Source organism: Streptomyces sp. NBC_01485 (assembly GCF_036227125.1).
In the GTDB taxonomy this organism is placed as follows: domain Bacteria; phylum Actinomycetota; class Actinomycetes; order Streptomycetales; family Streptomycetaceae; genus Streptomyces.
Genome location: NZ_CP109435.1, coordinates 18,157 through 44,813, shown reverse-complemented (window position 1 = coordinate 44,813; position 26,657 = coordinate 18,157). Strand labels below are relative to the sequence as shown.

Annotated in this window: 19 protein-coding genes and 3 pseudogenes; 8 read left to right on the top strand and 14 right to left on the bottom strand. The window is 72.5% G+C overall.

From position 1 onward, the window contains the following. The first annotated feature begins 3 nt into the window (after nucleotides 1-3). Together OG352_RS00185 and OG352_RS00180 are read left to right on the top strand one after the other, a co-directional pair. Nucleotides 4-1,029, top strand: coding sequence for an alpha-ketoacid dehydrogenase subunit beta (locus tag OG352_RS00185; RefSeq protein WP_329212994.1), 1,026 nt, complete (start codon nucleotides 4-6; stop codon nucleotides 1,027-1,029). Continuing rightward, nucleotides 1,026-2,549: a dihydrolipoamide acetyltransferase family protein gene (locus OG352_RS00180; protein ID WP_329212992.1), complete on the top strand. Its 1,524-nt coding sequence runs from the start codon at nucleotides 1,026-1,028 to the stop codon at nucleotides 2,547-2,549. The genes OG352_RS00185 and OG352_RS00180 overlap by 4 nt, the downstream gene beginning before the upstream one ends. 19 nt (nucleotides 2,550-2,568) lie before the next feature. Here OG352_RS00180 and OG352_RS00175 read toward each other — a convergent pair whose 3' ends face one another. Next, on the bottom strand, nucleotides 2,569-3,183 hold the full coding sequence (locus OG352_RS00175; protein ID WP_329212990.1) for a TetR/AcrR family transcriptional regulator: 615 nt from the start codon (nucleotides 3,181-3,183) through the stop codon (nucleotides 2,569-2,571). 143 nt (nucleotides 3,184-3,326) lie between these two features. On the opposite strand from OG352_RS00175, the gene OG352_RS00170 reads away from it, so the two are divergent. Beyond that, entirely contained in the window at nucleotides 3,327-3,980 is a 654-nt protein-coding gene (locus OG352_RS00170) for a TetR/AcrR family transcriptional regulator (protein ID WP_329212988.1), read from the top strand. A 201-nt stretch (nucleotides 3,981-4,181) separates the two neighbouring features. On the opposite strand, the gene OG352_RS00165 is transcribed toward OG352_RS00170, so the two are convergent. The 6 genes from OG352_RS00165 to OG352_RS00140 form a co-directional block, all read right to left on the bottom strand. Continuing rightward, nucleotides 4,182-5,336 (bottom strand): thiolase family protein, encoded by a 1,155-nt coding sequence (locus OG352_RS00165; RefSeq protein ID WP_329212986.1) that lies wholly within the window; start codon nucleotides 5,334-5,336, stop codon nucleotides 4,182-4,184. Then, entirely contained in the window at nucleotides 5,333-5,752 is a 420-nt protein-coding gene (locus OG352_RS00160; RefSeq protein WP_329212984.1) for a Zn-ribbon domain-containing OB-fold protein, read from the bottom strand. The genes OG352_RS00165 and OG352_RS00160 overlap by 4 nt, the downstream gene beginning before the upstream one ends. Before the next feature lie 23 nt (nucleotides 5,753-5,775). After that, on the bottom strand, nucleotides 5,776-6,891 hold the full coding sequence (locus OG352_RS00155; RefSeq protein WP_329212982.1) for an acyl-CoA dehydrogenase family protein: 1,116 nt from the start codon (nucleotides 6,889-6,891) through the stop codon (nucleotides 5,776-5,778). Then, nucleotides 6,888-9,491, bottom strand: coding sequence for a putative PEP-binding protein (locus tag OG352_RS00150; RefSeq protein ID WP_329212980.1), 2,604 nt, complete (start codon nucleotides 9,489-9,491; stop codon nucleotides 6,888-6,890). Before OG352_RS00150 ends, OG352_RS00155 begins: the two co-directional genes overlap by 4 nt. Beyond that, a complete protein-coding gene (locus tag OG352_RS00145) occupies nucleotides 9,488-10,120 on the bottom strand; it encodes a hypothetical protein (protein WP_329212978.1) in 633 nt (210 codons plus the stop codon). Before OG352_RS00145 ends, OG352_RS00150 begins: the two co-directional genes overlap by 4 nt. 127 nt (nucleotides 10,121-10,247) lie before the next feature. Then, nucleotides 10,248-11,072: an enoyl-CoA hydratase/isomerase family protein gene (locus OG352_RS00140; RefSeq protein WP_329212976.1), complete on the bottom strand. Its 825-nt coding sequence runs from the start codon at nucleotides 11,070-11,072 to the stop codon at nucleotides 10,248-10,250. Nucleotides 11,073-11,296: 224 nt separating this feature from the next. Between OG352_RS00140 and OG352_RS00135 the strand changes: the two genes are divergently transcribed. From OG352_RS00135 to OG352_RS00115, 5 genes and pseudogenes are all read left to right on the top strand, one after another. Then, a complete protein-coding gene (locus tag OG352_RS00135; RefSeq protein ID WP_329212975.1) occupies nucleotides 11,297-12,514 on the top strand; it encodes an acyl-CoA dehydrogenase family protein in 1,218 nt (405 codons plus the stop codon). 344 nt (nucleotides 12,515-12,858) lie between these two features. Next, nucleotides 12,859-13,035, top strand: a pseudogene (locus OG352_RS39860) (sigma factor); the annotation flags it as partial. Nucleotides 13,036-13,185: 150 nt separating this feature from the next. After that, nucleotides 13,186-13,305 (top strand): annotated as a pseudogene (locus OG352_RS00125) (DNA-binding response regulator); the annotation flags it as partial. Nucleotides 13,306-13,345: 40 nt separating this feature from the next. Then, nucleotides 13,346-13,669, top strand: coding sequence for a hypothetical protein (locus OG352_RS00120; protein WP_329212973.1), 324 nt, complete (start codon nucleotides 13,346-13,348; stop codon nucleotides 13,667-13,669). Nucleotides 13,670-14,631: 962 nt separating this feature from the next. After that, entirely contained in the window at nucleotides 14,632-16,917 is a 2,286-nt protein-coding gene (locus tag OG352_RS00115; protein ID WP_329212971.1) for a hypothetical protein, read from the top strand. Nucleotides 16,918-17,538: 621 nt separating this feature from the next. Here the strand turns inward: OG352_RS00115 and OG352_RS39855 are convergent. The 7 genes and pseudogenes from OG352_RS39855 to OG352_RS00075 all read right to left on the bottom strand — a co-directional run. Next, nucleotides 17,539-18,642: pseudogene (locus tag OG352_RS39855) on the bottom strand (Wadjet anti-phage system protein JetD domain-containing protein); the annotation flags it as partial. A gap of 51 nt (nucleotides 18,643-18,693) precedes the next feature. Beyond that, nucleotides 18,694-19,563, bottom strand: coding sequence for a TniQ family protein (locus OG352_RS00100; RefSeq protein ID WP_329212969.1), 870 nt, complete (start codon nucleotides 19,561-19,563; stop codon nucleotides 18,694-18,696). 59 nt (nucleotides 19,564-19,622) lie between these two features. Then, nucleotides 19,623-20,657: a TniB family NTP-binding protein gene (locus OG352_RS00095; RefSeq protein ID WP_329212967.1), complete on the bottom strand. Its 1,035-nt coding sequence runs from the start codon at nucleotides 20,655-20,657 to the stop codon at nucleotides 19,623-19,625. Beyond that, a complete protein-coding gene (locus OG352_RS00090) occupies nucleotides 20,654-22,732 on the bottom strand; it encodes a transposase (protein WP_329212965.1) in 2,079 nt (692 codons plus the stop codon). Before OG352_RS00090 ends, OG352_RS00095 begins: the two co-directional genes overlap by 4 nt. After that, nucleotides 22,726-24,639 carry a Mu transposase C-terminal domain-containing protein gene (locus OG352_RS00085; RefSeq protein ID WP_329212963.1) on the bottom strand — a complete coding sequence of 638 codons (1,914 nt, stop codon included), beginning with the start codon at nucleotides 24,637-24,639 and terminating at the stop codon, nucleotides 22,726-22,728. Before OG352_RS00085 ends, OG352_RS00090 begins: the two co-directional genes overlap by 7 nt. Nucleotides 24,640-24,680: 41 nt before the next feature. Next, a complete protein-coding gene (locus tag OG352_RS00080) occupies nucleotides 24,681-25,517 on the bottom strand; it encodes a TnsA-like heteromeric transposase endonuclease subunit (RefSeq protein WP_329212961.1) in 837 nt (278 codons plus the stop codon). Between the two features lie 272 nt (nucleotides 25,518-25,789). Further along, a complete protein-coding gene (locus tag OG352_RS00075) occupies nucleotides 25,790-26,656 on the bottom strand; it encodes a trypsin-like peptidase domain-containing protein (protein WP_329212959.1) in 867 nt (288 codons plus the stop codon). Nucleotide 26,657 lies beyond the last annotated feature (1 nt).

Sequence of the window (26,657 nt, the reverse complement as noted above, 5' to 3'; positions counted from 1 at the left end):
GCCATGACCACGATCACCGAAACACCGGCCGTCGACCAGGGCGCCGCGGCCCGCCAACTCAGCTACGTCAAGGCCTTCAACGAAGGACTCGCGCAGGCCATGCGCGAGGACGAGAACGTCTTCGTCGCCGGCGAGGACGTGGCCGGATACGGCGGCGTCTTCCGCATGTTCGACAACCTGCTCGACGAGTTCGGCCCCCGCCGCATGATCGACACCCCGATCTCCGAGGCCGCGCTCGTCGGACTGGGCGTGGGCGCCGCCGCCCGGGGCCTGCGGCCCGTCGTCGACCTGATGTTCATGGACTTCATCGGCGTATGCCTGGACCAGATCGTCAACCAGGCCGCCAAGATGAAGTACATGTTCGGCGGCGCCGTGTCGGTGCCGCTCACCATCACCACCGCCTCCGGCGCGGGCCTCGGCGCCGCCGCCCAGCACAGCCAGAGCCTGGAGGCCTGGCTCGCGCACGTCCCCGGCCTCAAGGTCGTCATGCCGTGCGACGCGTACACCGCCAAGGGCCTCACCGTCTCGGCGATCCGGGACGACAACCCGGTCGTCGTGATGCTCAACAAGGTGCTGCTGGGCAGTACGAGCGAGGTGCCCGAGGAGATCTACGGCATTCCGCTGGGGCAGGCGTACACCGCACGGCAGGGCTCCGACGTCACCGTCGTCGCCCTGGGCCGCATGGTGGGCGAGGCCCTCGCGGCGGCGGACGAACTGGCCGCCGAGGGCATCGAGGTCGAGGTGATCGACCCCCGCACCGTGCAGCCCCTGGACACCGAGACCATGTTCGCCTCCGTCCGGCGCACCAACCGGGTCCTCGTGGTGCACGAGGCGGTCACCTTCGGCGGGCTCGGCGCGGAGATCGCCGCCCAGATCCAGGACGCGGCCTTCGACTACCTCGACGCGCCGGTCCTGCGGATCGGCGCCCCCTTCTCCCCGGTGCCGTTCTCGCCGGTGCTGGAGAAGGCCTACGTACCCGACCGCGCCCGGATCGCTCAGGGCTGCCGTCGTCTCCTCGAAAGGGCGTGAGCGACGTGGCGGTCGAGGTTCTGCTGCCGAAGATCGGCCTGACCATGCAGGAGGGCACGATCGACGAGTGGCTCGTGCCCACCGGCGCCGTCGTCGCGGAGGGCGACGCGCTGCTGCGGCTGGCCACCGACAAGGTCGACGTGGATGTCGAGGCGGAGGCCGGGGGCCTGTTCCACCCCACCGTCGCCGCCGGCACGACGGTTCCGGCCGGGGCGCTCATCGGCTGGCTGCTGGCGGAGGGGGAACAGCCGCCGGGGGCGGGGGCGGGGGCGGGGGCGGGGACGGGGTCCGGGGCCGGGTCGTCCGGCGCGGGCGCGGAGTCCACGGGGCTTGTGGCGGCCGGAGGCGCTCCGGCGCCCGCGGCGCCGGCACCGACGCAGGCCGGCGCCGGGTCGTCGGGCGCGGGCGCTACGGCGCTGGTGGCGGCCGGAGGCGCTTCGGTGGCCGCGGCGCGGGCCCCTGACGGCACGGCCGGCCTCGCCGGAACCGGGGGCAGGCTCCTCGCCTCCCCGAACGCCCGGCGGGTGGCGGCCGAGGCACACGTCGACCTCACCGCCGTGTCCGGCACCGGGCCGGGCGGCCGGATCGTCTCCGAGGACGTGGAGGAGCATCTGCTCATCGCGGCGGCCGCCTTGGCCCAGCCGCGGTCGGGCGGCCACCAGGTCCTGCCCGTGTCCCCCCTGGTCCGTCGGCTGGCGAAGGAACGGGGCATCGACCTCGCCGACGTACACGGCTCCGGCGCGGGCGGCCGGATCCGCCGGGCCGACCTCGACGCCGTCACCCCGGCCCCCGCACCGGCGGGCCGGCGCGTCCCGGCCGGCGCACCACAGCCCGGGGACGTCCTCCCGATGACCGGGATGCGCGGCGCCATCGCCCGCCGGATGCACGCCAGCCTCCAGGAGATGGCGCAGCTCACGCACGGCTACGAGGTGCGGATGGACGCCGTCGTGGCCCTGCGGGCCCAGCTCAAGGAGGAGTGGGCGGCCGGCGACCTGCCGGTGCCCAGCCTGAACGACTTCCTGATGAAGGCGGCGGCCCTGGCCCTGCGGGAACACCCGCTGCTCAACGCGGGGGTGTTCGAGGACGGCATCCACCTGTTCGAGGACATCCACGTCGGCTTCGCGGTCGCGGTACCGAACGGCCTGCTCGTCCCCGTGATCCAGGACGCGGCGGACCTGTCGCTGCCCCAAATCGCCAGCTGCTCAAGGGAGTTGGCAGAGAACGCCCGAGCCGGCCGGATCTCCCCGGCGCAGTTGGACGGCGCCACCTTCACCGTCACCTCACTGGGCGGATACGGCGTCGACTTCTTCACCCCGGTGATCAATCCCGGCAATGTGGCCATCCTCGGCGTGGGCAGGCTCAGGGACGGCGTCGAGTGGGTCGACGACCGGCCGCGGCGGACGCGCGTGCTCACCCTGAGTCTCACCTTCGACCACCGTGCCGTCGACGGGGCTCCGGCGGCCGAGTATCTGCGTACGGTCGGTGAACTGCTGCGCAGACCACTACGGCTGCTGGTCTGACGTCGCCCCGGCCGTACCCCTACTCGGTTCCGGTCGTCGGATCGGCGATCCGCTCCGCGAGGCGGCCGACCTCGCGGAGGAAGGAACGGTGCCCCAGGGAGCGGTACACGTCGTCGCCCCGGACCTGTGAGATCGCCGCGGTTTCCAGCAGCGCCAGCACGCCCAGGCCGATCACCGCCGCCTCCGCGTCCGCGACCGGCCCGTCGGCCTTCCGGACCAGCCGTACCAGTTCGTCCAGCAACTGGGTACGGACCTCGTGGCGCAGCGCCTCCGCCTCCTGGCTCATGCCGGCCGAGGACACGAAGAAGACGGTGGCGGAGGAGCGGTGCTCGCCCAGCCAGGCCACCAGCGCCGTGACGGCCGGGCCGATGCCCGCACCCGGCGCATGGGCCTGAGCGAGCGTCTCCACCTGCTCACGCAGCGCCGCGGCGAACACCCGCATGCCCTCCACCAGGACCTGGTCCTTGGAGGCGAAGTGGTAGTACACCGCGGCCGACGTCATCTCCGCCCGCGCGGCGATATCGGCCACCGTCACCTCGTCCGGAGGCTGCGTGGCGAACAGCTCCGTGGCCGCCTCGATGACCCACTGCTTGCGCGAAGGGCGGTGAGCGGCGCGGGTTCCGGATGTAGTCATGGTGTCAAGTATGCCGGGATCCTTCTGTGCCTGTGCCGGGCAAGCACCAGGAATTACGGTCCCGACCAGGAAGAGTTACTGGATACCATGGTCAGTACCCGCCGGGCGTACAGTGACCGGTCACGGCAGTCGGCAGGAGCATGATGGCCACGAAGCAGAACGGCAAGCAGCCGGCCCATCGACCCTCGCGGCGGCAGCACATCATCACGGCCGCGGTCAGGGTGTTCGGGCGCAACGGGTTCGCCGAGACCAGCGTCCAGGACATCGCGGACGAGGCACAGGTGGTGCCCACGGCCGTCTACTACCACTTCGCCGGCAAGGAGGAGCTGCTCGAGCTGTCCATGCGGCGGGTCTTCGACCAGCTGAACGCGGTCGTGGAGGCGGCCCGGCCGGACTCCGAGAAGGGTGACGCCGAGGGCCTGGTCCGGGTCATCGACGCCGTGTGGGACTGGGTGGAGCGCAGCCCCGACGAGGCCCGGCTCTACCAGGTCCAGGTGGCCTCCGCCAACGGCAACCTCAAGGCGCTGCGGGACGAGTTCGAGCAGCGGCACATCCAGCGGGCCTACGACTATCTGCCGGACGGCACCACCCGCAGCCCGCGGGCGGCCAAGTCACGGCATGCGGCACAGGCGCTCGCGGTGCGCACGCTGATCAGTACGACCATCCTCGTCACCGCGCTGCGGGCGGAGGGTGGGCCGCTGTCCGGGCTGCCGTCCCGCTCCGTGCAGGAGGCCGTCAGGTCCCTGGCGCTGCGCATCGTCGCCGCCGGCCCGGGCAGCGCGGCCGCACCGGCCTGAGACCCGGCCGGAGTCCATCGGCGTCGGCGAGCCGCACGAGCCGTATGCGCCGGTGACGTCGACCACCCCGTCCGTAGTGGGCCCGCGCCATGCCCGGGCGACGGCCTCGGCCACCCGCCGGGCACCCACGACGTCGGTGTCCGGCGGGGGGCGCGGGAGATCCTCGTACAGGTCCGGCGACCGCGGCTCGCCGTCCGGGGCTCAGACCGTCAGCACCGCGCACGCGCTGATCCCGGGCGCCCCGTACACATGGGTGAAGCCCACCCGGGGACCGCCCGGCACCTGCACCCCCGGGGCGCGGCCCTGCAACTGACGGACGACCTCGTGGAACTGCCGCAGCCCCGAGGCGCCGACGGGCTCGCCGCCGGCGAGGCAGCCGCCGTCGGTGTTGACCGGGATCCGGCCCGTGGGGTCGGTGGCCCCCGCGGCCAGCAGCTCCCGCTGCTCGCCGTGCCCGCACAGCCCGGTCTCCGCCAGGTGGATCAGCTCGGAGCCGCTGTCGGTGTCCTGCAACTGCGCGACCTGGACGTCCGAGGGCGCGAGGCCGGCGCCGCGGAAGACCGCCTCCGCCGCGTCCACGCTCGGGCTGTGGTGCGGTCCCGGCGGCAGCCAGGGCGCGAACACCTCGAACGAGCCGAACCGCCTGGTCCTGAAGGCCAGAGAGGCCAGCTTGACGGGCCGTTCGCACAGGTCGAACGCGCGGTCGCCGCGGGCGAGGACCAGCGCGGCCGCGCCCTGGCCGGGAGAGCAGAACATGTACTGGGTGAGCGGCGGGCTGACCTCGGCGGAGTGCAGGATCTCGTCCTCCGTCAGCTCCTTGCGCCGCCAGGCCAGGGGGTGGCGGGAGCCGTTGCGGAAGGCGCGCGCCGCCACCGTCGCCAAGGTCCGCTCCGGGATGCCGTACTCGTGCAGATACCGCTGCGTCTTCAGGGCGAAGAACTGGGTCGTCAGCATCATCCCGGTCTCCGCGTACCAGTCACCGAGGCCGTAACGGGCGGCGGAGACGTGGAAGGCGCCCCGCTCGTGCTTGTCGAACCCGACGGCGAGCCCCAGCGACGCCTCGCCCGCCCGCAGCGCGTTGGCGACGGCGAGCACCGTCGAGGCGCCGGTCGCGCAGCCGTTCTGCACATTGACGAACGGCACCCCGGTCAGCCCCAGCCGGCCCACCAGGGTGTCGGGCTTGCCGGACACGTCGGAGCCGCCCGCCGCGTACCCGATGTCCGCCCAGGGGACGGCGGCGTCGGCCAGTGCCTCCCGTATGGCCCGTTCGGCCATGTCCAGACCGCTGACGGACTCGTCGCGGCCGAAGGGATGCATACCGCATCCGATCACGTAGATCTCTTCGGAGCGGTTCATCGCGCGTCCTCCGCGTCCGGGCCGAAGGCGAAGGTCAGCACCTGTGTCCCGTCCTCGTCGCAGTACGTCGGCACCGTCGTCAGCCGGACCGGCAGCCCGATCCGGATCAGCTGCCGGGGCAGGTCCAGGCGGGCCTCGACCAGGACCTCTCCGAGGTCCACATAGCCGACGGCGTACGGCCGGTGGCCGTCGGCCGGCGGGCGGTACGGCTCTCTGGGCGGGAACGCCTGCACCGTCCACGACCAGACCTCGCCGCTCTCCGGCAGCACGTGTGCGGCCATCGCCCCGTCCGAGCACCTGGGGCAGGAGCCCTGCCGGGGAAAGACCACGGTGCCGCATCCGGTGCAGCGCGCCCCCACGAGGCGCGGCGGATCCGCGCCGTCGAAGAGGCTGTCGTCGATGAGCCTGGTGGTCATGAGGTCCCGCCTTCTTCCTGACGTCACCAGCTCAGCAGTCCGGCGAGTCGTTCCCGGTGGTGGTCCGCGCCGCCCAGCAGCACGGCGTCGGACTGCGCGCGCCGGAAGTACAGGTGCGCGTCGTGCTCCCAGGTGAAGCCCATGCCGCCGTGCAGCTGGACGCATTCCGCGGCGACGAACGTGAACGCCTCGCCGCACCAGGACTGCGCGACCGCGGCGGCCTCCGCGAGCGCCTCGGGCGACCCGGCCGCCCGGACCGCCCGGACCACCGCGGACCGCGCGGACTCGACCTGGAGCAGCATGTCCGCGCAGGTGTGCTTGACCGCCTGGAAGCTGCCGATCGCCCGGCCGAACTGCGTACGTTCCCGCACCTGCGCCACCGTCATGTCCAGGGCCGCCTGCGCACCGCCGAGCTGCTCGGCGGCCAGCGCCACGAAGGCCACGTCCAGCGCACGGGTGACGACCTCCGCCCCCTCGCCCCCGGCGGTCAGCGCGCGCGCCGCGGCACCGGAGAAGGTGACCACGGCCTGGCCCCGGCTCAGGTCCAGCGTGGGCACCCGGCGGACCGTCACGCCCGGCTCCCGCGGGTCGGCGAGGAAGAGGTCCACCCCGTCGGGGCCGGCGGCCGCGACCACCAGCATCTCGGCGTCCGCGCCGTCGAGCACGAACGGCGCGGTGCCGTCCAGCACCGGGGCGCCGCCCCGCCAGGCGACGGCCACCGGCACGGCGTCCGGCCGCCACACGCCGTCGGGCGCGGCCACGGCCAGCGAGTGGATCCGGCCCTCGGCCAGCTCCGCCAGCGGCGCCTCTGCCGTACCGCAGCCGGCCAGCGCCTGCCCGGCCAGCACGGTGGAGGACAGCAGCGGTACCGGAGCCAGCGTCCTGCCCAGCTCCTCGCAGACCACGGCGATCTCCGCGAGCGAGCCGACGCCGCCCACCGCCTCCGGCAGACCGAGGGCCGCGAGGCCCACCCGCCGGCCGAGGGTGTCCCACAGCCCGGCGTCGATGCCGGGGAGGCGCTCGTCGAGCCCGCGCACCGCGGCGACGCCGCCCGCGTCCGCGCACACCGACCGCACGGTCTCGCGCAGATCGTCGAGTTCCGCCTCCGTGGCGCCGGGGCCGGTCACGGTGGTCGTCATGGTGCTGTCCCGTTCTCGTCGTGCCCACTGCCACTGCCACTGCCACTCCCGCGCAGCGCGCTGTGCGCCGCCGCCATCCGCGCGACCGGGACGCGGTGCGCGGAGCAGGAGACGTAGTCCAGTCCGAGGTTGTCGCAGAACGCGATCGACTCGGGGTCGCCGCCGTGCTCACCGCACACGCCGAGCTTGATGTCCGGCCGGGTGCCCCTGGCCCGCTCCACCGCCAGGGCGATCAGCGCGCCGACCCCGTGCGGATCGAGCCGGGCGAACGGGCTGGCGGTGAGGAACCCGCGTTCCTGGTACGAGGCGAGGACCTGGCGTTCCACGTCGTCCCGGGAGAATCCGTAGGTGAGCTGGGTGAGGTCGTTGGTCCCGAAGGAGAAGAACTCGGCGTGCTCGGCCAGTTCGGCGGCCAGCAGGGCGGCGCGCGGTGTCTCGATCATCGTGCCGAGCCGGTACGGCACCTCGATGCCGGTGCGGGCCGCCACGGTCTCGGCGGCGCCGCGCACGAAGGCGGCGGCGGCCTGAAGCTCCTCCGGCAGGCTGACCAGCGGGATCATCACCTCCAGCCGGGGCCGCACGCCGGTGGCGGCCACCTCGGCCCAGGCGGAGAAGAGGGCTTCCGCCTGCGCCGGGTACAGCCGCTCGTGGAGCAGCGCCAGCCGTACGCCGCGCAGCCCGAGCATCGGGTTGGCCTCGCGCAGCGCCGCGGCCCGCTGTTCCGCGGCCGGATCACCGGCGGCCTCGGCCTCACCGGGGGCGGGCAGGAACTCGTGCAGCGGGGCGTCCAGCAGGCGCACGGTGACCGGGCGGTCCCCGACGGCGGCCAGCAGCGCCTTGAAATCCTCGTGCTGCGCCTGTTCGAGGGCGACCAGCGCCTCGTCACGGGCCGCCGGGTCGGCGGCCAGCAGGACGCTGCGGATCAGCGGCAGCCGCTCGCCGAGGAACTGGTGTTCCGTACGGCACAGGCCCACCCCCTCCGCGCCCAGGGCGACGGCGGTGCTCACCTCGGCCGCGGTGTCGGCGTTGACGCGCACCCCGAGCCGCCGCGCGCCGTCCGCCCAGTCGAGCAGGGTGGACAGCTCCGGCGGGGGAGCGGCGACACTGACCCGCAGCGTTCCGGCGTAGACGGCGCCGGTACGGCCGTCGAGCGACACCGGTTCGCCCTCGCGCAGCACCCGGTCTCCGATCCGTACCGTGCCGGCCGTCCGGTCCACCCGCAGCCCCTCGGCGCCGCACACCGCCGGCTTGCCCGCGCCCCGCGCCACCACGGCCGCGTGCGAGGCGATGCCGCCGCTCCCGGTCAGCACCGCGGCGGCGGCCAGCATCCCGGGGACGTCGGCCGGTGTGGTCTCGTGCATCACCAGGACGGCGTGCGTGTCTTCGGCGGCCAGTTCGAGGGCGCGTTCGCTGGACAGCGCGATCGTGCCGGTCGCGGCACCGGGGGACGCGGGCAGCCCCCGTACCAGCAGCTCCTCGTCGCCGGTCAACTTCAGCTGGGGGTGCAGGAGTTCCTGCACCTGGGCGGGGCCGATCCGGCGAACCGCCGCATCCCTGTCCAGGGCGCCGTCGCGGACCAGGTCGGCCGCCAGACACACCGAGGCGCGCAGCGGCGGACGGCTCTGTACGGCGGCGGCGAGCAGGGAGACCTCGCCGTCGCGCACCTCGAAGTCGACGGAGACCGGCGCGTGCAGATGGCGTTCGAGAGTGAGCAGCGCGTGCTCCAGGAGCGCCGTGCCTTCCGCGAGCTTCTCCAGGGGTTCGCCGGTGTGCGGGGGCGGTGCGCTGCGCCGCACGCCCCGGAAGAACGAGCCCTGCGGCGAGAAGCGGCCGGTCTCGGGGTGGCGGCTGACCGCCGTGCCGTAGCCGGAGCGGTCGGCGGGGCCGATGCGCAGCGCCTGGACGTGCAACGCGATGTCCAGGTCGGCGGGGAGCTTCTGGGCCCGGCGCGACCGTCGGGCGCGCGGCGAGTCCCAGCGGGCGAGGACCGCCCGGGCGGCCAGCGCGAGCTGCTCGGCCGGGTCGTCGGGGAACGGTCGCCCGGCATGCCGGGCGACCAGGGAGAGGAGTGCCTCGACGCGGGCCCGGGGCTCGGGGCTGTCGAGGAGCGCGTCGTCCAGCAGCGCGGCCGGTACGCCGAGGCCGTACTCGGCGACCATCCGGACGGTGGCCGCCCACACCTCGTACAGCGCTTGCGCGCGCCCGATGACGGTACACAGGTCCCCGGCGTTGTCCGGGGTGACTCCGAGACAGGCGAGATCGGGCGGCAGCCCCGCGATGTCCGTCGGCGCGCTCGCCGACAGCCGCAGCAGCAGCGGCCGGCTCGCGTCACCCACCCGGCGTCCCGACAACTGCTCGACGAGTCCGACGGCCGCACGGGCGGTGCCGGGCTCGCCCAGCGAGACCGCCGCGCCCGCCGGCACCGTCAGCCCCGGCACCACCGTCAGTCCGAGGGCCACCAGCCGGTCCATCGCGACGCCGTGCGTGCCCAGCGCGTCGGCGTCCAGTCCGCGGGTCCGTCCCTGGCCGTACGGCACCAGGGCCAGGCCGGGGGCCTGCCGCGGCGCGTCGACGCCGGGGCGGCGGTCGGTGACGCTCAACCCCGGCCCCCTCGGACCAGCCGCTCCTCGCGGGCCTCGTCCTCGGCCCGGCTGATGCCCAGGACCAGCAGCAGTTCCTGGTGCAGCCGCATCCACACGGTGTGGTACGAGTCGCACAGCGGGGAGGCCAGCCACTGCGGGCCGCCGTCGTCGAACCGGCCGAGGGCCTCCTCCAGAGCCGTGAGATACCGGCCGCTGCCCGCGAGCAGCCGCTCCAGCCTGCGCAGCACCGGCTGGATGGCCTCGTGCACGTCCTCCAGCAGCTCGCGCACCTCGGCGTCGTAGACGCTGTCGCCGTGGTCGTTGACGGTGCCGTCCGGGCGGCACTGCCAGGCCGTGCAGACCTCGCGGACCTTCCGGTTGACGGGCAGGAACGCCTCGTAGACGGCGGTGAGCCGTCCTTCGTTCTCGGAGCCGGCCGGGATCCGCAGCATCTGTGCGGCGGCCTGCTTGGCGCGCTCGGTGGGCAGCACCATCGGGCCCTTCACCATGGCGAGTCCGGCGTCGACCAGCGGGCGGTGCACGGACTCCTGCGTACCGCGCCACATGCCGCGCAGGGCGAGGTCGATGACGGCGTCGGCGAGGGAGGAGTCGACGGTGTCCGTCCGCTCCACGGCAGCAGAATGCATCTCCACACCTTTGTTCCTGTGGGGGCGCGGGCTTGAGGCCGCGCGGCGACGGATGCCGGGTCGCAGGGGACTGCGATCTGTGTTGCCCGGAGGTTACGCTCCAGCGACCCTGTTAGTGAAGAGGTCGTCAAGAAACACTTTGTGGCTCCTGGTCCGACGGCCGCCCGGCCGACGCCCCGCCGCCGGACCGGGCGGCGAGGAACGACTCCATCGCGGCCTGAGCCGGCGCGCTGCCCGCCAGGGCGGCGATCGAGCGGGCCTCCGCAGCCAGTTGCTCCTCCAGTGGCGCTTCGGAGGCCGCCCGCGACAGCTCCTTCGCGGCCCGCAGGGCGGCGCCTGATCCGGCGGCCAGCGCGGCGGCCGTCCGGTGGGCCGTGTCGTCCAGTCCGGCGTCCTCCACGACCCGGGACACCAGGCCCCATCGTTCGGCCTCGTCGCCGGTCAGCACCCGGTTGGTGAGGATCAGATCCGCGGCCCGCCGAGGGCCCAGCAGGCGTTGCAGCAGCCACGTGGCGCCGCAGTCCGGGGTGAGCCCGATCGCCGTGTAGGCCAGTCGGAAGCGTGCAGACCGGGCCGCCACGACGATGTCGCCCGCCAGGGCGAGCCCGATTCCGCCGCCCGCCGCGGCGCCCCGGACGGCGGTCACCACCGGCACGGGCAGCTCGTGCAGGGTCCGTACGGCGCTGTGCGCCGCGGTCGCGACCGCGTGCACGTAGGGGCCGGTCTCCGCGCCCCGGCCCGCGAAGGCGCGCAGATCACCGCCGACGCAGAAGTTCCCGCCCGCCGCCCGCAACAGGACCGCGCCGCCGGGATCCCCGGCGATATCGGCGGCCGCGTCCCGCAGTGCCTCGGCGGTCGGCAGGTCCAGGGCGTTTCCACGGCCGGGATCGTCCAGCAACAGCTCGACGATCCCGTCGGAGTGGCGGACGACCCGGACCGGCTGGGTGCTCATCGGAGGTCTTCTCCCCATCGTCGGCAACGAACGGCTGTCGGAAACCGGGCCAAGATACTGAGCCCGCCCTAAAGTTTCCGCAACGGTAGACCCTTCCTTCGTCGCGAAAAAGGGCTCTACGGAAGTACATCGTCGCCGACCCTCGGGAAAGTTACTTCACCAGTTGTACAGTTTCCTCGATGCGGCGGGCACCGGCGCCCGTACGCCCGTCGGCGGGAGGAACCATGCCGATCCAGTTCGATGTCGACCCGTCCGTGGCCCGGCTCGCCGAGGCCACGGCCGAGTTCGTCCGCGAGGTGGTGATCCCGGCCGAGCGTGAGTGCGGGGGGTCCGTCCACGACGCCCCGCAGGCACTGCGGGCGGCTCTGCACAAGAGCGCCCGCGACGCCGGCGTCTTCGCGCCGCACGTCCCTGAGCGGTGGGGCGGGCACGGCCTGGACCTGCGAGGACAGGCCGTGGTGTTCGAAGCCGCCGGGTACTCGGTGCTCGGCCCGCTGGCGCTGAACTGCGCGGCTCCGGACGAGGGCAACATGCACCTGCTGGAGAAGGTGGCCACCGAGGAGCAGCAGGCGCGTTATCTGCGTCCGCTGGCCGCCGGCGAGTTCCGCTCGTGTTTCGCGATGACCGAACCGGCGCCGGGCGCCGGCGCCGACCCCCGTGCGCTGCGGACCACCGCGGTACGGGTTCCCGGCGGCTGGCGCATCGACGGGCGCAAGTGGTTCATCACCGGTGCCGACGGCGCCGACTTCACCATCGTCATGGCCCGCACCGGGGGCAGCCCCGGCGGTCCGGGCGGGGCGACCATGTTCCTCGTCGACGCCGGCAACCCGGGCATGCGCATCGTCAGGAACATCGACACCCTGGACGAGAGTCTGTTCGCCGGACACAGCGAGGTCGTGTTCGAAGCGTGCGTGGTGGGTGACGGGCAGGTGCTCGGCCAGGTGGACAGGGGCTTCGAGAACGCCCAGGTCCGCCTCGGCCCCGCCCGGCTGACGCACTGCATGCGCTGGCTCGGGTCCGCGCGCCGCGCCCAGGACGTCGCGCTGGAGCGTGCGGGAACCCGCGAGGCCTTCGGCTCGTTGCTGGGCGACCTCGGCATGGTGCAGCAGATGCTGGCCGACTCCGAGATCGACATCGAGGCGAGCCGCGCGCTGATCTGGCGCACCGCATGGGAACTGGACCGGGACTCCACCAGTGCCGCGCAGTTCTCCTCGGTGTCCAAGGTCTTCGTGGCCGAGGCGGTGGGCCGGGTGGTCGACCGGGCGGTCCAGATCTGCGGGGCGCTCGGCATCTCGGCCGCGGACGCTCCGCTGGCCCGGCTGATCAGAGAGGTGCGCCCGTTCCGGATCTACGACGGCCCGTCCGAGACCCACCGGTTCGCCATCGCCCGTCGCGCGGTGAAGCCGTACCGGAAGTCGCGTTCGGCCGGATCGCCGTCCTAGTTTCTTTTCATTGACTACAGTCACATCCGCCTCGCCGAGCCACGGGTGCGGATCCTCTCCCCGGAGGATCGGCAGCGAACGTCAAAGCGACCGTCAAAGGGTCGCGGGTTCACATCCTGTCGTCCCGTCCCCTGCCCCCGCTGTGAGTCGGGCACGCGCCCTGTGGATTCGCTCAACCTCGCGAGACATGCGCGACCCCGCTGCCAGGATCAGGCGCCATGACCGCAGGGCACGCAGGGCACGCAGGGCACGACAAGGCCGACAAGTACCGAAGGTCGCAGGACGGCGCCGAGGCCGAGAGGTACCGGGCGCCGCTCGGCGCGGGACGCGCGAAGCGGGTCGGTAAGGCGGCAGCGGCCGACGCGTCGACGACCGCGCTGGCGCTGGCCGCGCGCGGCGGGGACGCGGTGGCCGTCGAGGGGTTCGTGCGCGCCCTGCACCGGGACGTGGTGCGGTACGTCGCCCATCTGAGCGACGATCCGCAGGCGGCGGACGATCTGGCGCAGGACACGTTCCTGCGGCGCTGAGCGGCCTGCACCGGCGCCCTTGAGCATGCGGCCCAGCGCGTCGAGGTCCCGCAGAGCGCCCGTGGGGTTCGTGGTCCGCAGGGGGTGGGAGCTGCGGTCGATGCCGGCCACCACACTCTCCCCGCGCTGCCAGGAGGCAGATGCGCCGTCCACAAGCACATCCGCAGCATCTTCGCGAAGCTCGATCTGTCTGCGACGGACCAGGTGGACCTCCGGGTCGCGGCCGTCCTGCGGTATCTGGAGGATCTACGGCGGCTGGCTTGAGGTGGTGTCCCAGCCCACGCCATACACGGCGGCGGTCCACATGACTCGCGCGATGGCGGGTCTCCTCTCCGAAGAGGACTTCGCGGCCTTCCTCCAGTCCGCGCTCCGCGCCGATGCCGCCAGCCAGTGCCCGAGCGCCAACTGGCCCTTCCCGCGGTCGTTCATGGACCGCTTCGCCCGCGAACTACGGACCCATCTCGGACCACTTGAGGACGGGGAAGGCCGTCAGGGGGCATGGCACATGATGTTCGCCCTGCGCGGCATCCTGGCCCCGGATCTGGTCGGCCCGTTCATCCGATGCGCACACGACGCGTGGGAGAACACCGTCGAACTCACCCAGCGAGTGCCAGCGGCGCGGGCGTAAGCGGCGGAAACAATAGTTTCCAAATCGTTCGACCGCCTCGAACGAGGGGCGCCTGCCCTGACGGAAGCCGCTGTCGTGTAGGCCAGCCTTCCCACCACGCAGGCAAACGTCGCCGGACTCCCGAGCTCCGACCGCGGGGAGCTGCCCGCACCATGGCGCCTCGATCTCCCCTCCGCACACCGAAGCCCTGTTCCCGGCCGCGCGCCGGGAACAGGGCTTTTCGTGTTTCTGGGGGCTGTTTCGCCTGCCGCGGGTGCCGATGGTGCTGCAGGGAGGTCAGAAGTTTCTGACCTCTGTCCAGCCTCTCAGCCAGCTGCGACTCCGACCTGCTCCGAGGTTGCTTCAACGGCACGGTTGGCGGCGGCCAGCCGCTTCACGACGCGCTGAATCTCGGTCTCCAGGTGTTCCAAGTGATCGAGGGGCGCGACCGGGTCAGCTTCCAGAGCGGCCTGTACCGCGGTCGGCGCCAAAGGAGAGTAGACGCGCTTGAAGGGGAGTCTTCCGACGAAGACGCCCCGAGGGGCGAGGGATCGGGTCATCATCGTCGGAAGCGTCAGGACGACGTTCGGTGGGGAGTGCGGGTGCGTGCCGCATGCCGCGTACGGGGGTGTGCCAACCGCATGGGGTATTCGGGGAGCGGCCGTCTGCCATGGGCGAGATCTCTGAGATCGGCGGCGGCGTTTCTGGCGCTGCTCTATCTCTGTCTGTCCGGCGTGGTTCCGGCCTGGGCGGCCGATGGCGGGGCGGACGGGGGTTCCGCCGGAATGCTCGTCGTCGAGATCGGCTGGGACGCGTCCCGACAGGAAGTCGTGGTCCGAGCACGATGCACGTACAGCCTGTCCGCGCGCAGCGAGGCACTCGCTGCGCTGAGGAAGAACGGTAACGCCTTCTGCGACGGCTACACCGTGAAGCGCGATGGGCAGGACCCCGCCAACGATGGTTGGGACAGGGCGAGGAACACCGTGAGTCAGGAGTCCCCCGACCGTCCCGCGCGAGTGGAGTCGGACTTCGCCTTCTTCCTGTCGCGTCGCTCCGGGCCGCAGGAACTCGAAGTCGGCTTCGACATGCGGGTGGCGTCAACGGACAAGCCCGAAGGGCTCCCGGAGGTCTGGACGGTCGAAGTGCGTGCTCCGCGCTGGTTCTTCGGCCAGATCCGCGGGCCGATCGAGTCCCAGTCGGCCGAGGCGGTCTCGTGGCGGGTGACAAGCGTGAGCGGCGCACCGCACGTCACCCGTTCGGTCGTCCTGGATAGGGACGTGACAACCACGAAGCCCGCTTCGACGCGGCAGCAGACGCAAATCGAGCTGGTGACCGCCTTCGGGATCGGCGTCCTCGGGGTGGGTGCCGTAGCGGCTCTCCTGGTTGCGAGACTCGCCGGGCCGTCGGCGCTACGACGATGGGGGCGGGCAGCCATATGGGCGGCCGTGGCCACGTACTTCTGCGCCCTCGTCGAGGCACCGGGAATATCGCTGCCGGAACAATCCCGAGGTTTCCTTGCTTACAGCGTCAGCGGGGTGGCGAGTCCCGACGTGATCTGGAAGCCGGGCGCCGCTCTCGGTCTATGGTTGTGGTACGTCCTCCCCGTGGCGGGTTGGTGGTTCAGCCGCCGTGTGGCCACGGGCAGGCCGCCGTCCTGCCGCGTTCTCCTCGTGAGCTGCGTGCCTCCCCTGCTCGCCTTCACCCTGGTGGCCGTCGACGGGACGACGGTGAAACCCGGCGTGTGGCACGGGCTCATCGGCAGCGGAGTGTGCGCGCTCGGCGTACATCTCGTCCTGCGCCACTTGGGCGCGGATGGGTCGGCGCGCAGGTGGGCGGCCACAGCCGGAGCACTGCTGTGGATCGGCTGTGTCACGTTCCAACTCGGCGACCTGCGCTCCCGCCATCCGGTGACGGACGAGACCGAAGTGACCATGGCGCTGCTCTGCACATGGCCGACCGCGGCATGGCTCACCGCCCTGTCCGGGCCAGTGATGAGGCGAACCCTCGGGCCGGGCGTGCGGACGTTCGTCTTCTTCGCGCTCTGGTCCCTGCTGCTGTGCCCGTTCGCTATGGCCCGGGCGACGGAGCCACCCGAGCGAGGGCTGTACCTGTGGAGCTACTACGGGACCTCCTTCTTCAAGGGATACCTGGGGTTCCCGCTCTGCGTGATCGCGGTGTGCGGGGTGGCACTGCAACTCGTGTACCTCCTTCGGCGTGGTGCCGTCGGAGACAGAGGCCGGGCCGTGGAGCCCGTCGGCAGGGTGATGTTGGTCTGCGCCACCCTCATGGCGCTGGGGAATCCGAGCCTGCGGACCCTTTCGATGTGGGGTGGCGCGCTCGCCGTCCTGTGGGTCGCGCTCGGTTCCCTCCTCCTGCTCCCGGTCGGCGCGGACACCACGGCAGCCAAGTTCCGGCGCGTCGGCCGCCAGGCTCACGCGCGGTTCATGGGCCGGTGGGTGGGGGCACAGCTCGTCTGGGACGCGCGTGCCGACTTCCAGCGGGCCGCACGGTCCGCTCTCACGGAGGACAACGGCATGAGCCCGTCGGACTTCGCCGCCCGCTGGGACGCACTGGAGGTGCCCGGACGCTGCGGTGACCCGGCCACCCGGCTGGCCCGCCTGAAACGCTTCGCGCTGGGTTCGAGCGCGGGACTCGCCCCCCGGATCGCGGGACCGGCCGGCGCGGTCCTCGCCCTGCTGCTGGCACTCCCCTGGGCGGTCTACAAGCTCATGACCAGTGGCGCCGTGGGAGCCGACGCCTTCATGCCGTTCCACCTGACGGAGATCTCCAAAGCGCTCAGGTTCGCACACTGGGCTCTGTACGGCTTCGTCTTCGGCTACTACTACGCCCTGCTGAGGGGCGGCACACCGATTGCCAAAGCGGCGATGCTCATGGTGACGCTGCTGCCGGCCGAACTGCTCGCCATGATCGTGCTCACCGTCGATCCGCAGTACACCACCAACCCCTCCTGGACCGACATGGCCCTGGCCTGCGGGGGGCTCGCGGGCCAGACCTTCGTGGTGTGCATGGGGCTCGGACTCTGCTGGGAGTGGTGGCTGGCCCGGGCCGCCGCGATGAAATGGTCCCAGGTGCGGAACTTCCGACGGCTGTCGTCCATCACCGTGCCTCTCGGCACCGTGCTCGTTGCGGCAGCCACCGCCTTCGCCACCGTGGTCGCGGGAGCGTGGGCACAGCAGGAACTCCAGCCGCCCACCGCCAGCAGCACCTCACCGCCCCCACCCGGTACGTCTGCACAGCCCGTGCCGTGAGGCTGTCCCCCTGCACTAGGCCACACACTCCGGAGCGCCGTGCCCGCCGTCGTGCGGGCGCGGCGCTCCCCCTTTCGCCAAGGAGCCACAGGTGCCCATCAGCCCACCGACCCCGGAACGAGCCCCGCGCCTACCGGCGCAGCTGGAGCAATACGGATCCCGCGAGAACGGGCATCTCGCCGTCGGCCGACGACTCCTGCAGGATCACCCCGACCTGCCCCCGGTTTGGCTCGACCTGATGTAGATGGGCCTGAGGTGTGGCGTAGCTGACGCGTTTGCTTATTGATCTTGGTTGTGGGCTGGTGTTGCTCAATTGTGTTGAGCGGTAGGTCTGTTCCGTGGGTGGGGTTTACGCGGAGTCGAGTGTCCGGCGCCGGAGGATATGTGGGCTGAGCTGGCTGTTTGGTGCTGCTCAGTGAGCTGAGTGGGGCAGCGGTTTTTGCTCAGTATGGTTGGCGCGCCTATAGGTACCGGTGCTGGCCGGTCTTGTGGGGCTGGGGCGGCAAGGGGTGTCACGGAACTGCGGACCACCCGGCCGGCCGGACGGACGCGGGCGTGGTCTCGCCCTTGACCACGGTCCTGGTCTGCGGCCGCCGGTGTTCTCGGCCTTGGGTGTCATTCCTAGTGCCGTGTCAGCGCCTCTCGCACGGCGGTGATGGCGATGCGTTCCTGCTCCAGGCGCAGGTGTGGTCGGTAGGTGCCGGCCCGCAGGTCTTGGTCGAGGCGGGCCTCCTCGGGGGTGAGGTGTGTCAGGCCGCCGCGTGCCTGTGTCTTCTCCTGGCCCCAGTGGGACTCGTGGGCGAGGAGGGTGGCGCGGTCCATGAGCAGTGACGTGGTGTGCGGGAAACGTCCGCGGACCTGGTCGAGGATGGCGAAGCCATGGGTGTCGATGTCGCCCCAGTAACAGAGGTCGACATCGTCGAGCCAGGGCAGATGACGCAGCAGGGCGGCGGCGTATCCGGAGCCGAGGATGGCGACGGCGTCGGGGACCGGCGGCAGTGAGAGGTAGGTGATCTCGTTCTCGAGGACGAAGACGGTGCGCACCCCCGGGGACCAGCCGGCCAGTTCCTCGGCGCGGACGGCGAGTTCGCTGAAGGGCAGGGGAGAGGCGCCGAGGTAGCGCAGGCGGATGTAGACGGGCTTGGTGCGGAAGCCGTACCGCGCGACGAGATCGCTTCTCGGTGCGCTGGTGTCGACGCGGCTCTCGGGGAGCACACAGTCGAGGAGTTCGGCGAGGATTCCCTTGTTGGTCTCGATGAACTTGGTGTCCACTCCGGGGACGTCGATCTCGCGCAGGTAGACAGCCTCGGTGTCGTGGTCGCGGATCCAGCACGTGGTGCGCACGAGCCGGTGCCAGTCTGCGGCGTGGGCGAGGACCTTCATGGGGTGGTCGGCCATCCACCGTGCGATGCCGGGATCCTGGTGGGTGGTCTGTTCGTGCAGGGTGTGGAAGTGGTCGACCTGGGTGGTGACGCGGAGCAGTGTCCAGAGGCGGTCGCGGGTGTCGACCCAGGCTCGGGCCGGGACGGTGTTCGAGGGGGTGCCGTTGCGGCCTCCGATGGATTTGGTCTGGATGCGCAGATGCGGGTGTCGGCTGGGGGCCCAGGATTGGGCCCAGGTGAGTGCCTGCTCGTAATGCTGCAGAGCATCGGCCGCGGTCGGGCCCTTCAGTGGCACTCCGATGGGTTCGAAGGGGTGTCCGCCCGCGGCGGCGGTGAGGTAGCGGCCGCTGGTCCATCCGGTTGAACCGCAGCCCTTTGATGTAGCTGAGCAGGGTCAGTGGGTGGTCAGGCGTTTCCAGAGCAGGTCGTGGTCGGCGGGTGCGAGGCGTGACAGTTGGAGGCGGCCGGCGAGTTGGTGGAGGAAGGTGGTCTGCTGGGTGCGGGTCATGGGGTGAGGGGGCAGGCGGTCAAGAGCCGCGGCGAGGGTGAGGGTCTCCGGGTAGGTGATCAGCTCGCGGCAGGTCAGGGCCGGAGACGGCGGACCTGGGGACATGCGGGGGTTGGCGGCGGTAAGCCGGTGCAGGCGTGTGTGCCAGCGTTCGTGTACGTGCTGTTGGTGGTCGTACCAGCGTGTCGTGATCGTCGATGCCCAGCTCAGGGAGACCGGTGTCGCCGGGCGGCGCGCGCGAAGGTGGGCTTGGGTGAGTTCGGGGACAGCTCGGATGTCGAGGGGTCCGGGATGCCGGGGGTCGCTGGAGGCCTGCTGGTGGCGGGTGCAGATCATGGTCCGGGGCAGGCCCGGCGACGGGTGGATCCACGCGGAGGCTGCTGTGTGCGGGCTGCGGCGGATGGTGCAGGCGGTACACGCCGGTAATGGCTGCAGGGCGATCTCGACCGTGTGCCAGTGGGCGGTGGCCGTGCCGTGCGCGCCGGTGTGGGCCGACGAGGGCGCGGGCGGGCGCAGATGGGGCAGGGCACGGGTGAGGTGCGTGAGGGGGATGCGTGTGAAGCCGGACAGGCGGCGGGCGGCTTCGGCGCTGAGGCGGATCTCGGCGGCGGGCGGGGCGTGCTCGGTGCCGGTGGCAGTGATGCCGTGGCCGTCGAGGAGCTGGGCGGGGCTGAGGCGGTAGGTGGTGGCGAGGCGGGTGAGGTAGGAGGCGGTGGCTTCGCCGGGCAGCGGCCGTACGCGTAGCGGGCCGGGCACGGATGGCCACATGGTGGCGGCCTGCACCGGGGGTGATGGCCTGGTTGCGGCCGGGGAGGTCACCGGCTGCTGGGGCGGGTGCGGCGGCGGGCGGGGTTGCGGGGCCGGTAGTGCTCTTCGGCGAGGTGGTCGAGCGCGATGCCGTCCAGCAGACCTTTGGTGATGCGTTCGCTGCTGTCGAGGATGGCTTCGATGGCCGCTTGGCGGATCAGGCGGGAGAGGCTGCCGATGCGTCCGGCGGTCCGTTCGTGCAGGTAGGAGGCCAGCTTCGGCAGGCTGCCCGCCCGGTGGGCGTGCAGGTCGAGGGCCTGCTCAAGGGAGGCGATCAGCTCCCGGAACGGCTCCCGCTCGCCGGCCCGCGCGGGCAGCGCCCCGCAGTCGATCAGGGAGGCGCGCCCGGCCAGCTGCGCGCCGCGCACCCCGGTGAACACGGCGCTGTCGGTGACGTCGATGCCCGCGTAGACGAACGTGGCCCGCACGCGTTCGGTGAGGTCTTTGAGCCAGTCGGCGGCCTCGGCGCCGCTGGAGGTGCGCGGGTTGAGCCGGTGGATCTCGTCGATCAGCGCGAGCTTGACCCCGGCCGCGGTGTAGGTGTGGCAGACGGCGGTCGTGATCTGTGTGGTGGTCATGCGGGTGGTGACGGGGATGCCGAGGTAGCGGGCGAACTCCCCGGCCAGTGTCTTGGCGGTGGCGCCGGGCGGCACCAGCACGTAGGCGACGGGCACGCTGTCGTCGCCCGGGGCGGCGCGGCGGGTGTGGGCCAGGTGGCAGGTGCGGCCCACTTCGAGCAGCGCGGTCGTCTTGCCGGTCGTGGCGGGCCCGGTGACGATCAGGGACGGGCGTGCGGTGACGCTCTGGTGGCGGCCGAGGATCATCAGGGTGCGCACACTGCGCGAGAGGGTTTCGATGGCCGGGGTGCGCACGGTGACGAACTGTGAGTGGTAGGCAAGGCGTTCCTCCGGCGAGCGGGGTGCCTGGCCCGGCTGCGGCGGTGTGGGCGGTGCGGTGGCGGCGAACCGGGCGAAGGCGTCGAAGGTGGTGACTGTCCCTGCGGACGTCTCCTCGGCGGGGGGCGTGGTGTCGGGGCTGGTCACCAGTGTTCGGCCTCCTCGAAGGCGTTGTACAGCGCGTATCGGCCCGCGGGCGGGGAGAGTTCATCGCTGTCGGCAGGATTGCCGTCAGCGTCAGGGGCGTCGACGGCGTCGGGACTGTCCTCGGCCTCCGCGTCGCCGTCCGCCGTCTGCGGGCTCGCCGCTCCCGCCGCCGCTGGGGCGGGTGCGCCGTGGCCGGGCAAGGGGCGGGCGCGGCGCAGAACATGGTCGGCGGCCTCGGCCAGGGCGGCCTCGTGGTGTTCGCGGTCGCCGCGCCGGTTCAGGGCGGCGCGGATGTGACGCCATGCGGTCTCGCCCATGGGGGCGTGGACGTGGTCGCGATGGATCCACGGGACCTCGTGCAGGAGCCCGTCGGGCAGGCGGATATAGATCTGTCGCACGTCGTGCGGGTTGAGGTGGACCTCCCACCCGCCTCCGGGCCCGGTGAGGGAGGACCGGCCGCGGTGCTCATTCAGGCAGGCATGGTCGTAGGTGCGGTAGTTGATACGGATGCCGCGGCCGGTTATGGGGTGGAACCGCACGGGCAGCAGTTCCAGGTAGTCGGCGCCGGCCAGCGGCAGCGGCACGTACCCGGACGCGCCCAGCAGCGCGCCCCACATCTCGTTCGGGGTGAGGGCCTTCTTCGGCAGGACCGGATGGCGCAGGCCCTCGTGGGGGCGGTGCTGCCAGCGGGCGGTGATCCACTCGTCCAGCAGCTCCTGCAACTGGGCCACGGTGAACCGCGCTTCGTCCTCCACCGCCTCGCCGCGCTCCAGGATGTGGGAGCCGGTGTAGCCGGCGATGTGCTGGGCGACGAGCGTGTTGATACTGCCGAAGGTCCGCTCGACGGCGCCTTTGGCGGCCGGCGAGCGGGGCGGCGTCGGCTGCACGCTCACCCCCAGGGTCTCGCAGGCGGCCAGGAACGCGGCGGAGACGAAGATGGCCCCGCGGTCGATGACGATCGTCTCCGGCACCACCACCGGCCGCGCCGCCGCCTGCTCCAGCCGGTCGTCCAGGGCGAGCAGCCGGTCGTAGGGGACGGCGGCGTGGGCCAGGCGCAGATGGCCGGGCCAGCCGGGCCGTGCGGGATGGGGCACGGCCATCTCCGCCAGCAGCAGCGCCGCGTCCACGGCCTTGGTGCCCTCCTCACGCAGCACGGCCGCCACCACGGAGCGGGTCGCCACATCGAGAGCGATCGTCAGCTCCGGGCGCACCGGCTTCCCGTCCTCGCCGACGGCCATCACGTCCAGGCGGGTGGTGTCGACCTGGACCAGCTCGCCCGGCCGCAGCGCCACCGTCGGCGTGTACGGCCGTACCGGCGTGGTGGTGGCGGTGCGGGCCGGCCGTCCGGGATGCTCCAGAGGATCGGCGATCACGCGCACCAGCCGGTTGAACGTCGACGGCGCAGGCAACTCGACCGCGCCCGGCCCGTGGGTGTCGGCCAGGATCTGCCCGGTCAGCTCCCGCAGCCCTTTCAGCGTGCCGGTGGAGCGGCCGCGCTGGCGGCGCAGCGCCTCCAGCACGGCGGTCACCACCCGTTCATCGGCCCGCCCTGTCGCACGCGACGGCTTGCGGCGGGGGATCAGCCCGAGCAGGCCGCTCGCGTGGTAGCGGGCGCGCATGCGGCGCACAGTGGCCCGGCTGACCTGCGGCCAGCCCAGCCGGGCGAGTTCGTCGGCCTTGGCCTGTTCCCGCTCGGCCATCGACCGCCGTGCCGGGTCGTATTCGGGCCGGGGCGTCCCGCCGCTTGCCGGGCCGCCGGGCAGCCCGGTCTCGACCTCGCGGATGTGCCGCTGCCAGGCCAGGGCCCGCTCGCGCTCCCGCTCGGGCACCGACTCCAGCAGCCCCCACGGCGGCACCGCGGCGGCAGGGGAGTCCACCACGGCGAAGGCGGGGTCGGCGAACAGGAAAGAGGCGAGCACGGAGGCGGTCTGCCCGTGATCGTCGACGAGGCGCACCGACGCCCCGGCCACGGCGGCCACCTGCCAGGCGCGGCCCTCGAACGTCACGTACGCCCCCAGCTTCACCTGCCTGTGCCGGGCGCCGGCCACCGGGCGGCCGCCGTGTGCGCTCACCACAGCTCGGCCTCCGCCCGCGGGTCGTACACCCCAAACCCGCCGGTGTCCCGGGCAATGTGACCACCGGCACCGCCACCATCAGCGTCGTGCACCGTCATGGCGCCGGCGATCCCTTCCACGGCCGCGACGTCTGCGGTGCGCCCTGCCGCACCGGAGCCGTCCCTCGTCTCGATGCTCGGCTGTGCGCCCGCGCCGCGGCGCGCAAGGACGCCGCCGGTGCGGCGCCGGACCATCTCGTCGAACGGGTGCAGGGTGTGCTCGCCCTGTGCCCACCCGACCGCGTGGAGCAGGCCGTCGGGCAGCCGGACGAAGACCTGCCGCGGGTCGTGGGGATGGTGGTGGACCTCCCACCGCTGGCCGCGGCCGCGGTGTTCGTCCAGACACGCATCGTCGTAGCGGCGCCCGCCCAGCCGGATCCCGGAATCAGTGAGGGCGCACCGGCGCGCCGGCAGCAGTTCGCCGTAGTGCTTCCCGGCCAGCGGCAGCGGCACCATCCCGGCCACGCCCAGCAGCACCTCCCACATCTCCTTGGGGGCGAGCCCCGCCCGGGGCAGCAGCGGATGGCGCAGCTGCTCCTGGGGGCGCTGGTGCCACCTGACGGTGATCCATTCGTCCAGCAGGTCCTGCAGCTGCGGCATGCTCCAGTACGCCCCGACCGCCTGTCCCGCTCCGTATGCCTCTTCCGCCGTGGTGGCGTGCCGCGCGAACAGGCCGGCGAGGACCTCCAGCGTGCGCACGGCGCCGCGCTTTGCGCCCGCCGTCCGCAGCGGGGCCGGCTCCAGGCTGATGCCCAGGCTCTCGCACACGGCCAGGACAGCGGAGGTGACGGCGGCTGTGGACTGGTCGACGATGAGCGTCTCGGGCACGGCCGCCGGACGCGCCGCCGTGGCCTCGATCCGTTCAGGGAGTGACACCAGCCGCCGGGCAGGCCCGCCCGCATGGGCCTGCTCCAGCAGGGCCGGCCAGCCCGGGCGCTGAGGCCTGGGCACGGCCATCTCGGCCAGCAGCACCGACAACTGAACCGGCCCGTCCTGGGGCGGGTGCAGCACGGCGGCCAGCACGCAGCCGCTCGCCGCATCCAGTGCCGCCGTCACCGCCACCGGCACCACACCCCCGTCCTCGCCCACCGCCCTCAGACCCAGGCGGGCGGTGGCGATGTCGACCCGCTCGGCGGGCCGCAGCGCAGGCGGCGGGCCGCCCGAGCGGGCCGGGCCGGTGGCGGTGCGCGCCGCACTGCCCGGCGGCTCGGCCGGATCCGCCAGCGCCTTCACCAGCCGGTACAGCGACGAGCGGCCGGGCAGCTTCACCCGGGCCGGCCCGTGGGTGTCCGCCACGATCTGTTCGGCCAGCTCGATGATCTGCAGAGTGGTGGTCTTCGACCGGCCGCGGCGCCGGCGCAAGGCCTCCAGCACGGCGGCCACCACCCGCTCGTCGGTACGCCCGGTCGCCGATCCGGTGCGCAGGTGGCGCTTGTCGACCAGCCCCCACAGCCCCTGCCGCTGGTAGACCAGCCGCATCCGCTGCACCGTGGTCCGGCTGGCCCTGGCCCAGCCCAGCGCCGCCAGTTCACGCGCCTTGACCTCTTCCCGCTCGGCGAGGGTGAAGCGCCGCGGGTCGTATTCGGGCCGGGGCGCGCCGCCTACCGGGCCGCCGGGCAGCCCGGTCTCGACCTCGCGGATGTGCCGCAGCCAGGCCAGGGCCCGCTCCTGCGCGGCCAGCGGCACCGTCTCCCACAGCGCCGGGGCCGGCGGCTCCGTGGGACCGGTCACCGAGAAGCCGGGCGCGGACACCAGACGGACGGCCAGCACACACCCGGTGGCCCCGTCCTCGGCGACGAGGTACACCCGCCCGTCGACCAGACCGGTCACCTGCCAGGCGCGGCCCTCGAACGTGACCTGAGCGCCCACCTCAACACACCGCCCACCAGGGACGGCCACCACGTGCTTGCTCAACTCTCCTGCTGCTCCCGCCGCTTCCCGTCGCCTGCGACCGGGCCGGGCGAGACAAGGGTCTGCTCACCCAGCGGCCGTGTCAGGTCCGCGGACAGCCGACCGCTCCACAGCGCGTGGTAAAGCACCGGCAGCGTAGTGAGGACCTCGCCCGCCGCCGCGGCCCCGGCCATCAGCGGCCGCGGCGCGGCGAACGCCTCGAGCACCGCCTGCTCAAGGCCGCCTGCGTCACGGTGGCGGGGATGTCGGTAGCCGGCCAGCCACCGCACGTTCGCCGCCACCACCTTCTCGGGCGGCGCCATGCGCCGGTAGGTGAACCCCGCCGCCGCACAGGCCGCTTCAAGCACCGCGGCGGCGCGCTCGGCCCGGCCGGCGGCGGGAGCCGCCGTGGCGGGGCAGTCGGCGAGCAGAGCGCGGCCGTCGGCATAGCGGGCGAACAGCTGCGGTACCCACGTCAGCACCCGCCCGCTGTCCGGATCCCGCCAGATCAGCCGCACTGGCCGCGCCGACAGCGCTACCACTTGCGGATCGCGGTCCAGGATCATCAGCTGCGTGCACATTGCCTGTGATCCGTGCATCACATGCCGCCCGGTCGTGGCCGACCACCACCAGCCCGGGCCCCACCGCCGCCCCGGTACCACCGGGAACGCCGCCACCGGCGCCAACTGCTCGAACCTGACCGTGACGGCGGCCTCCACCCAGCGGCGCTGCACCAGCGTGCCGTTCGCCTCGGCGAACTCCGCCTCCACCGAGCCCGGTTCCGGTACCCGGTAGACGCTGCCGGCGACGGCCGGTAAGCCGGCCGACGCGCCGTCCTGGCTGCTGTTGATGATCACGTACTCCAGACAACGTCATACCGGTCGCACCGCGCAGGCGAACCGGGCGGTAACCAGGACACCTTCTTCTCGGCTCCCGGCCTCTCGCCATGAGCGTGCGCGCCCACGGTGCCATCTGGTGCCGCCCGTGTCAGTGCGGGTCTCTGCACCTTCCCGCCCGCCCCGCGAGCACTATGCGCGCCACGCGGGGCGCCCTCCGCTCTGAGCAGCAAGCCGTGTCAGCTCCCACGTACAAAACCAGGTGTCGGCCCCGCAGCGCCTGACCGGGCTCTTCATCCCTCAGGCGGCCGCTTGGGCGCGAACTCCGGGAGGATCTCGTCCAGAACCTCGGTCGTCCACACCATGCCCAGGTCGGAATTCTCGTTGAGTCGTCCGCTGTAGACGCCCACCAGGGCCGTGACCCACTCCTCGTGCACATGCACCTCGCCACCGGCGAGCACCATCTCGCCCGGACGGATGTGCATCAGGACCGGCGAACCCGACTGGCCGCTGCGGGTCCTGGAGTCCAGCAGGAAGCCGGGAAGCCTATTCCACCGCGCCAACGGTTCACTGGCCACCGGCGCGGCCGTCCAGACGGCGAAGGGCCAGCTGCCCGTGTCCCCGAAGGGGAAGCCCAGAACGTAGAGGCGGTCCATGACCCGAAGGGGAAGCTCGGCATCAGCCTCGGCGCCAGCATCTGCCCGCCGGTCCTGCGGATACAGGTCCCGCACCGTGGGCCACCCGGTGAGCAGGAAGGCATCCACCGCGCCTTCCGGGACACTGCCGATGGGTACCGCAGCCACATCGGCCCGCTGCTGCGCGGGACTTCGCCACACAGGTACCTGGGCCTCGTCGCCGTCCGCGTACAGCGCGACCTCCTGGTCGACGGGCTCGAACTCTCCTTCCTCTCCCTGCCGGGCGAAGCGCACGCGTAGGTAGTCAGGCCAGAACCCCCTATCGTCCTCCAGCTCGTCTGTCTCCGCGTTGCGCCCGCTCACCACATGCCTCGCCGTGACAAGCCAGAATTCGCCCGGCACCCCCACCAGGAAGCCGGTCCCCGACCCCAGATACACATCAGGGCCGTCTCCCCGGGATCGGAACCACGCCTCGATGTAGAGGGCGGAGAAGGACAGCGTGTGGACCCCATGAACGCCTCGCATG

What these genes read in the sequence shown, in the direction of transcription:
- OG352_RS00185 (WP_329212994.1), top strand. Translation starts at nt 4, where the DNA reads ATGACCACGATCACCGAAACACCGGCCGTCGACCAGGGCGCCGCGGCC.
- OG352_RS00175 (WP_329212990.1), bottom strand. Translation starts at nt 3,183, where the DNA reads ATGACTACATCCGGAACCCGCGCCGCTCACCGCCCTTCGCGCAAGCAG.
- OG352_RS00170 (WP_329212988.1), top strand. Translation starts at nt 3,327, where the DNA reads ATGGCCACGAAGCAGAACGGCAAGCAGCCGGCCCATCGACCCTCGCGG.
- OG352_RS00165 (WP_329212986.1), bottom strand. Translation starts at nt 5,336, where the DNA reads ATGAACCGCTCCGAAGAGATCTACGTGATCGGATGCGGTATGCATCCC.
- OG352_RS00160 (WP_329212984.1), bottom strand. Translation starts at nt 5,752, where the DNA reads ATGACCACCAGGCTCATCGACGACAGCCTCTTCGACGGCGCGGATCCG.
- OG352_RS00155 (WP_329212982.1), bottom strand. Translation starts at nt 6,891, where the DNA reads ATGACGACCACCGTGACCGGCCCCGGCGCCACGGAGGCGGAACTCGAC.
- OG352_RS00145 (WP_329212978.1), bottom strand. Translation starts at nt 10,120, where the DNA reads ATGCATTCTGCTGCCGTGGAGCGGACGGACACCGTCGACTCCTCCCTC.
- OG352_RS00140 (WP_329212976.1), bottom strand. Translation starts at nt 11,072, where the DNA reads ATGAGCACCCAGCCGGTCCGGGTCGTCCGCCACTCCGACGGGATCGTC.
- OG352_RS00135 (WP_329212975.1), top strand. Translation starts at nt 11,297, where the DNA reads ATGCCGATCCAGTTCGATGTCGACCCGTCCGTGGCCCGGCTCGCCGAG.
- OG352_RS00120 (WP_329212973.1), top strand. Translation starts at nt 13,346, where the DNA reads ATGACTCGCGCGATGGCGGGTCTCCTCTCCGAAGAGGACTTCGCGGCC.
- OG352_RS00075 (WP_329212959.1), bottom strand. Translation starts at nt 26,656, where the DNA reads ATGCGAGGCGTTCATGGGGTCCACACGCTGTCCTTCTCCGCCCTCTAC.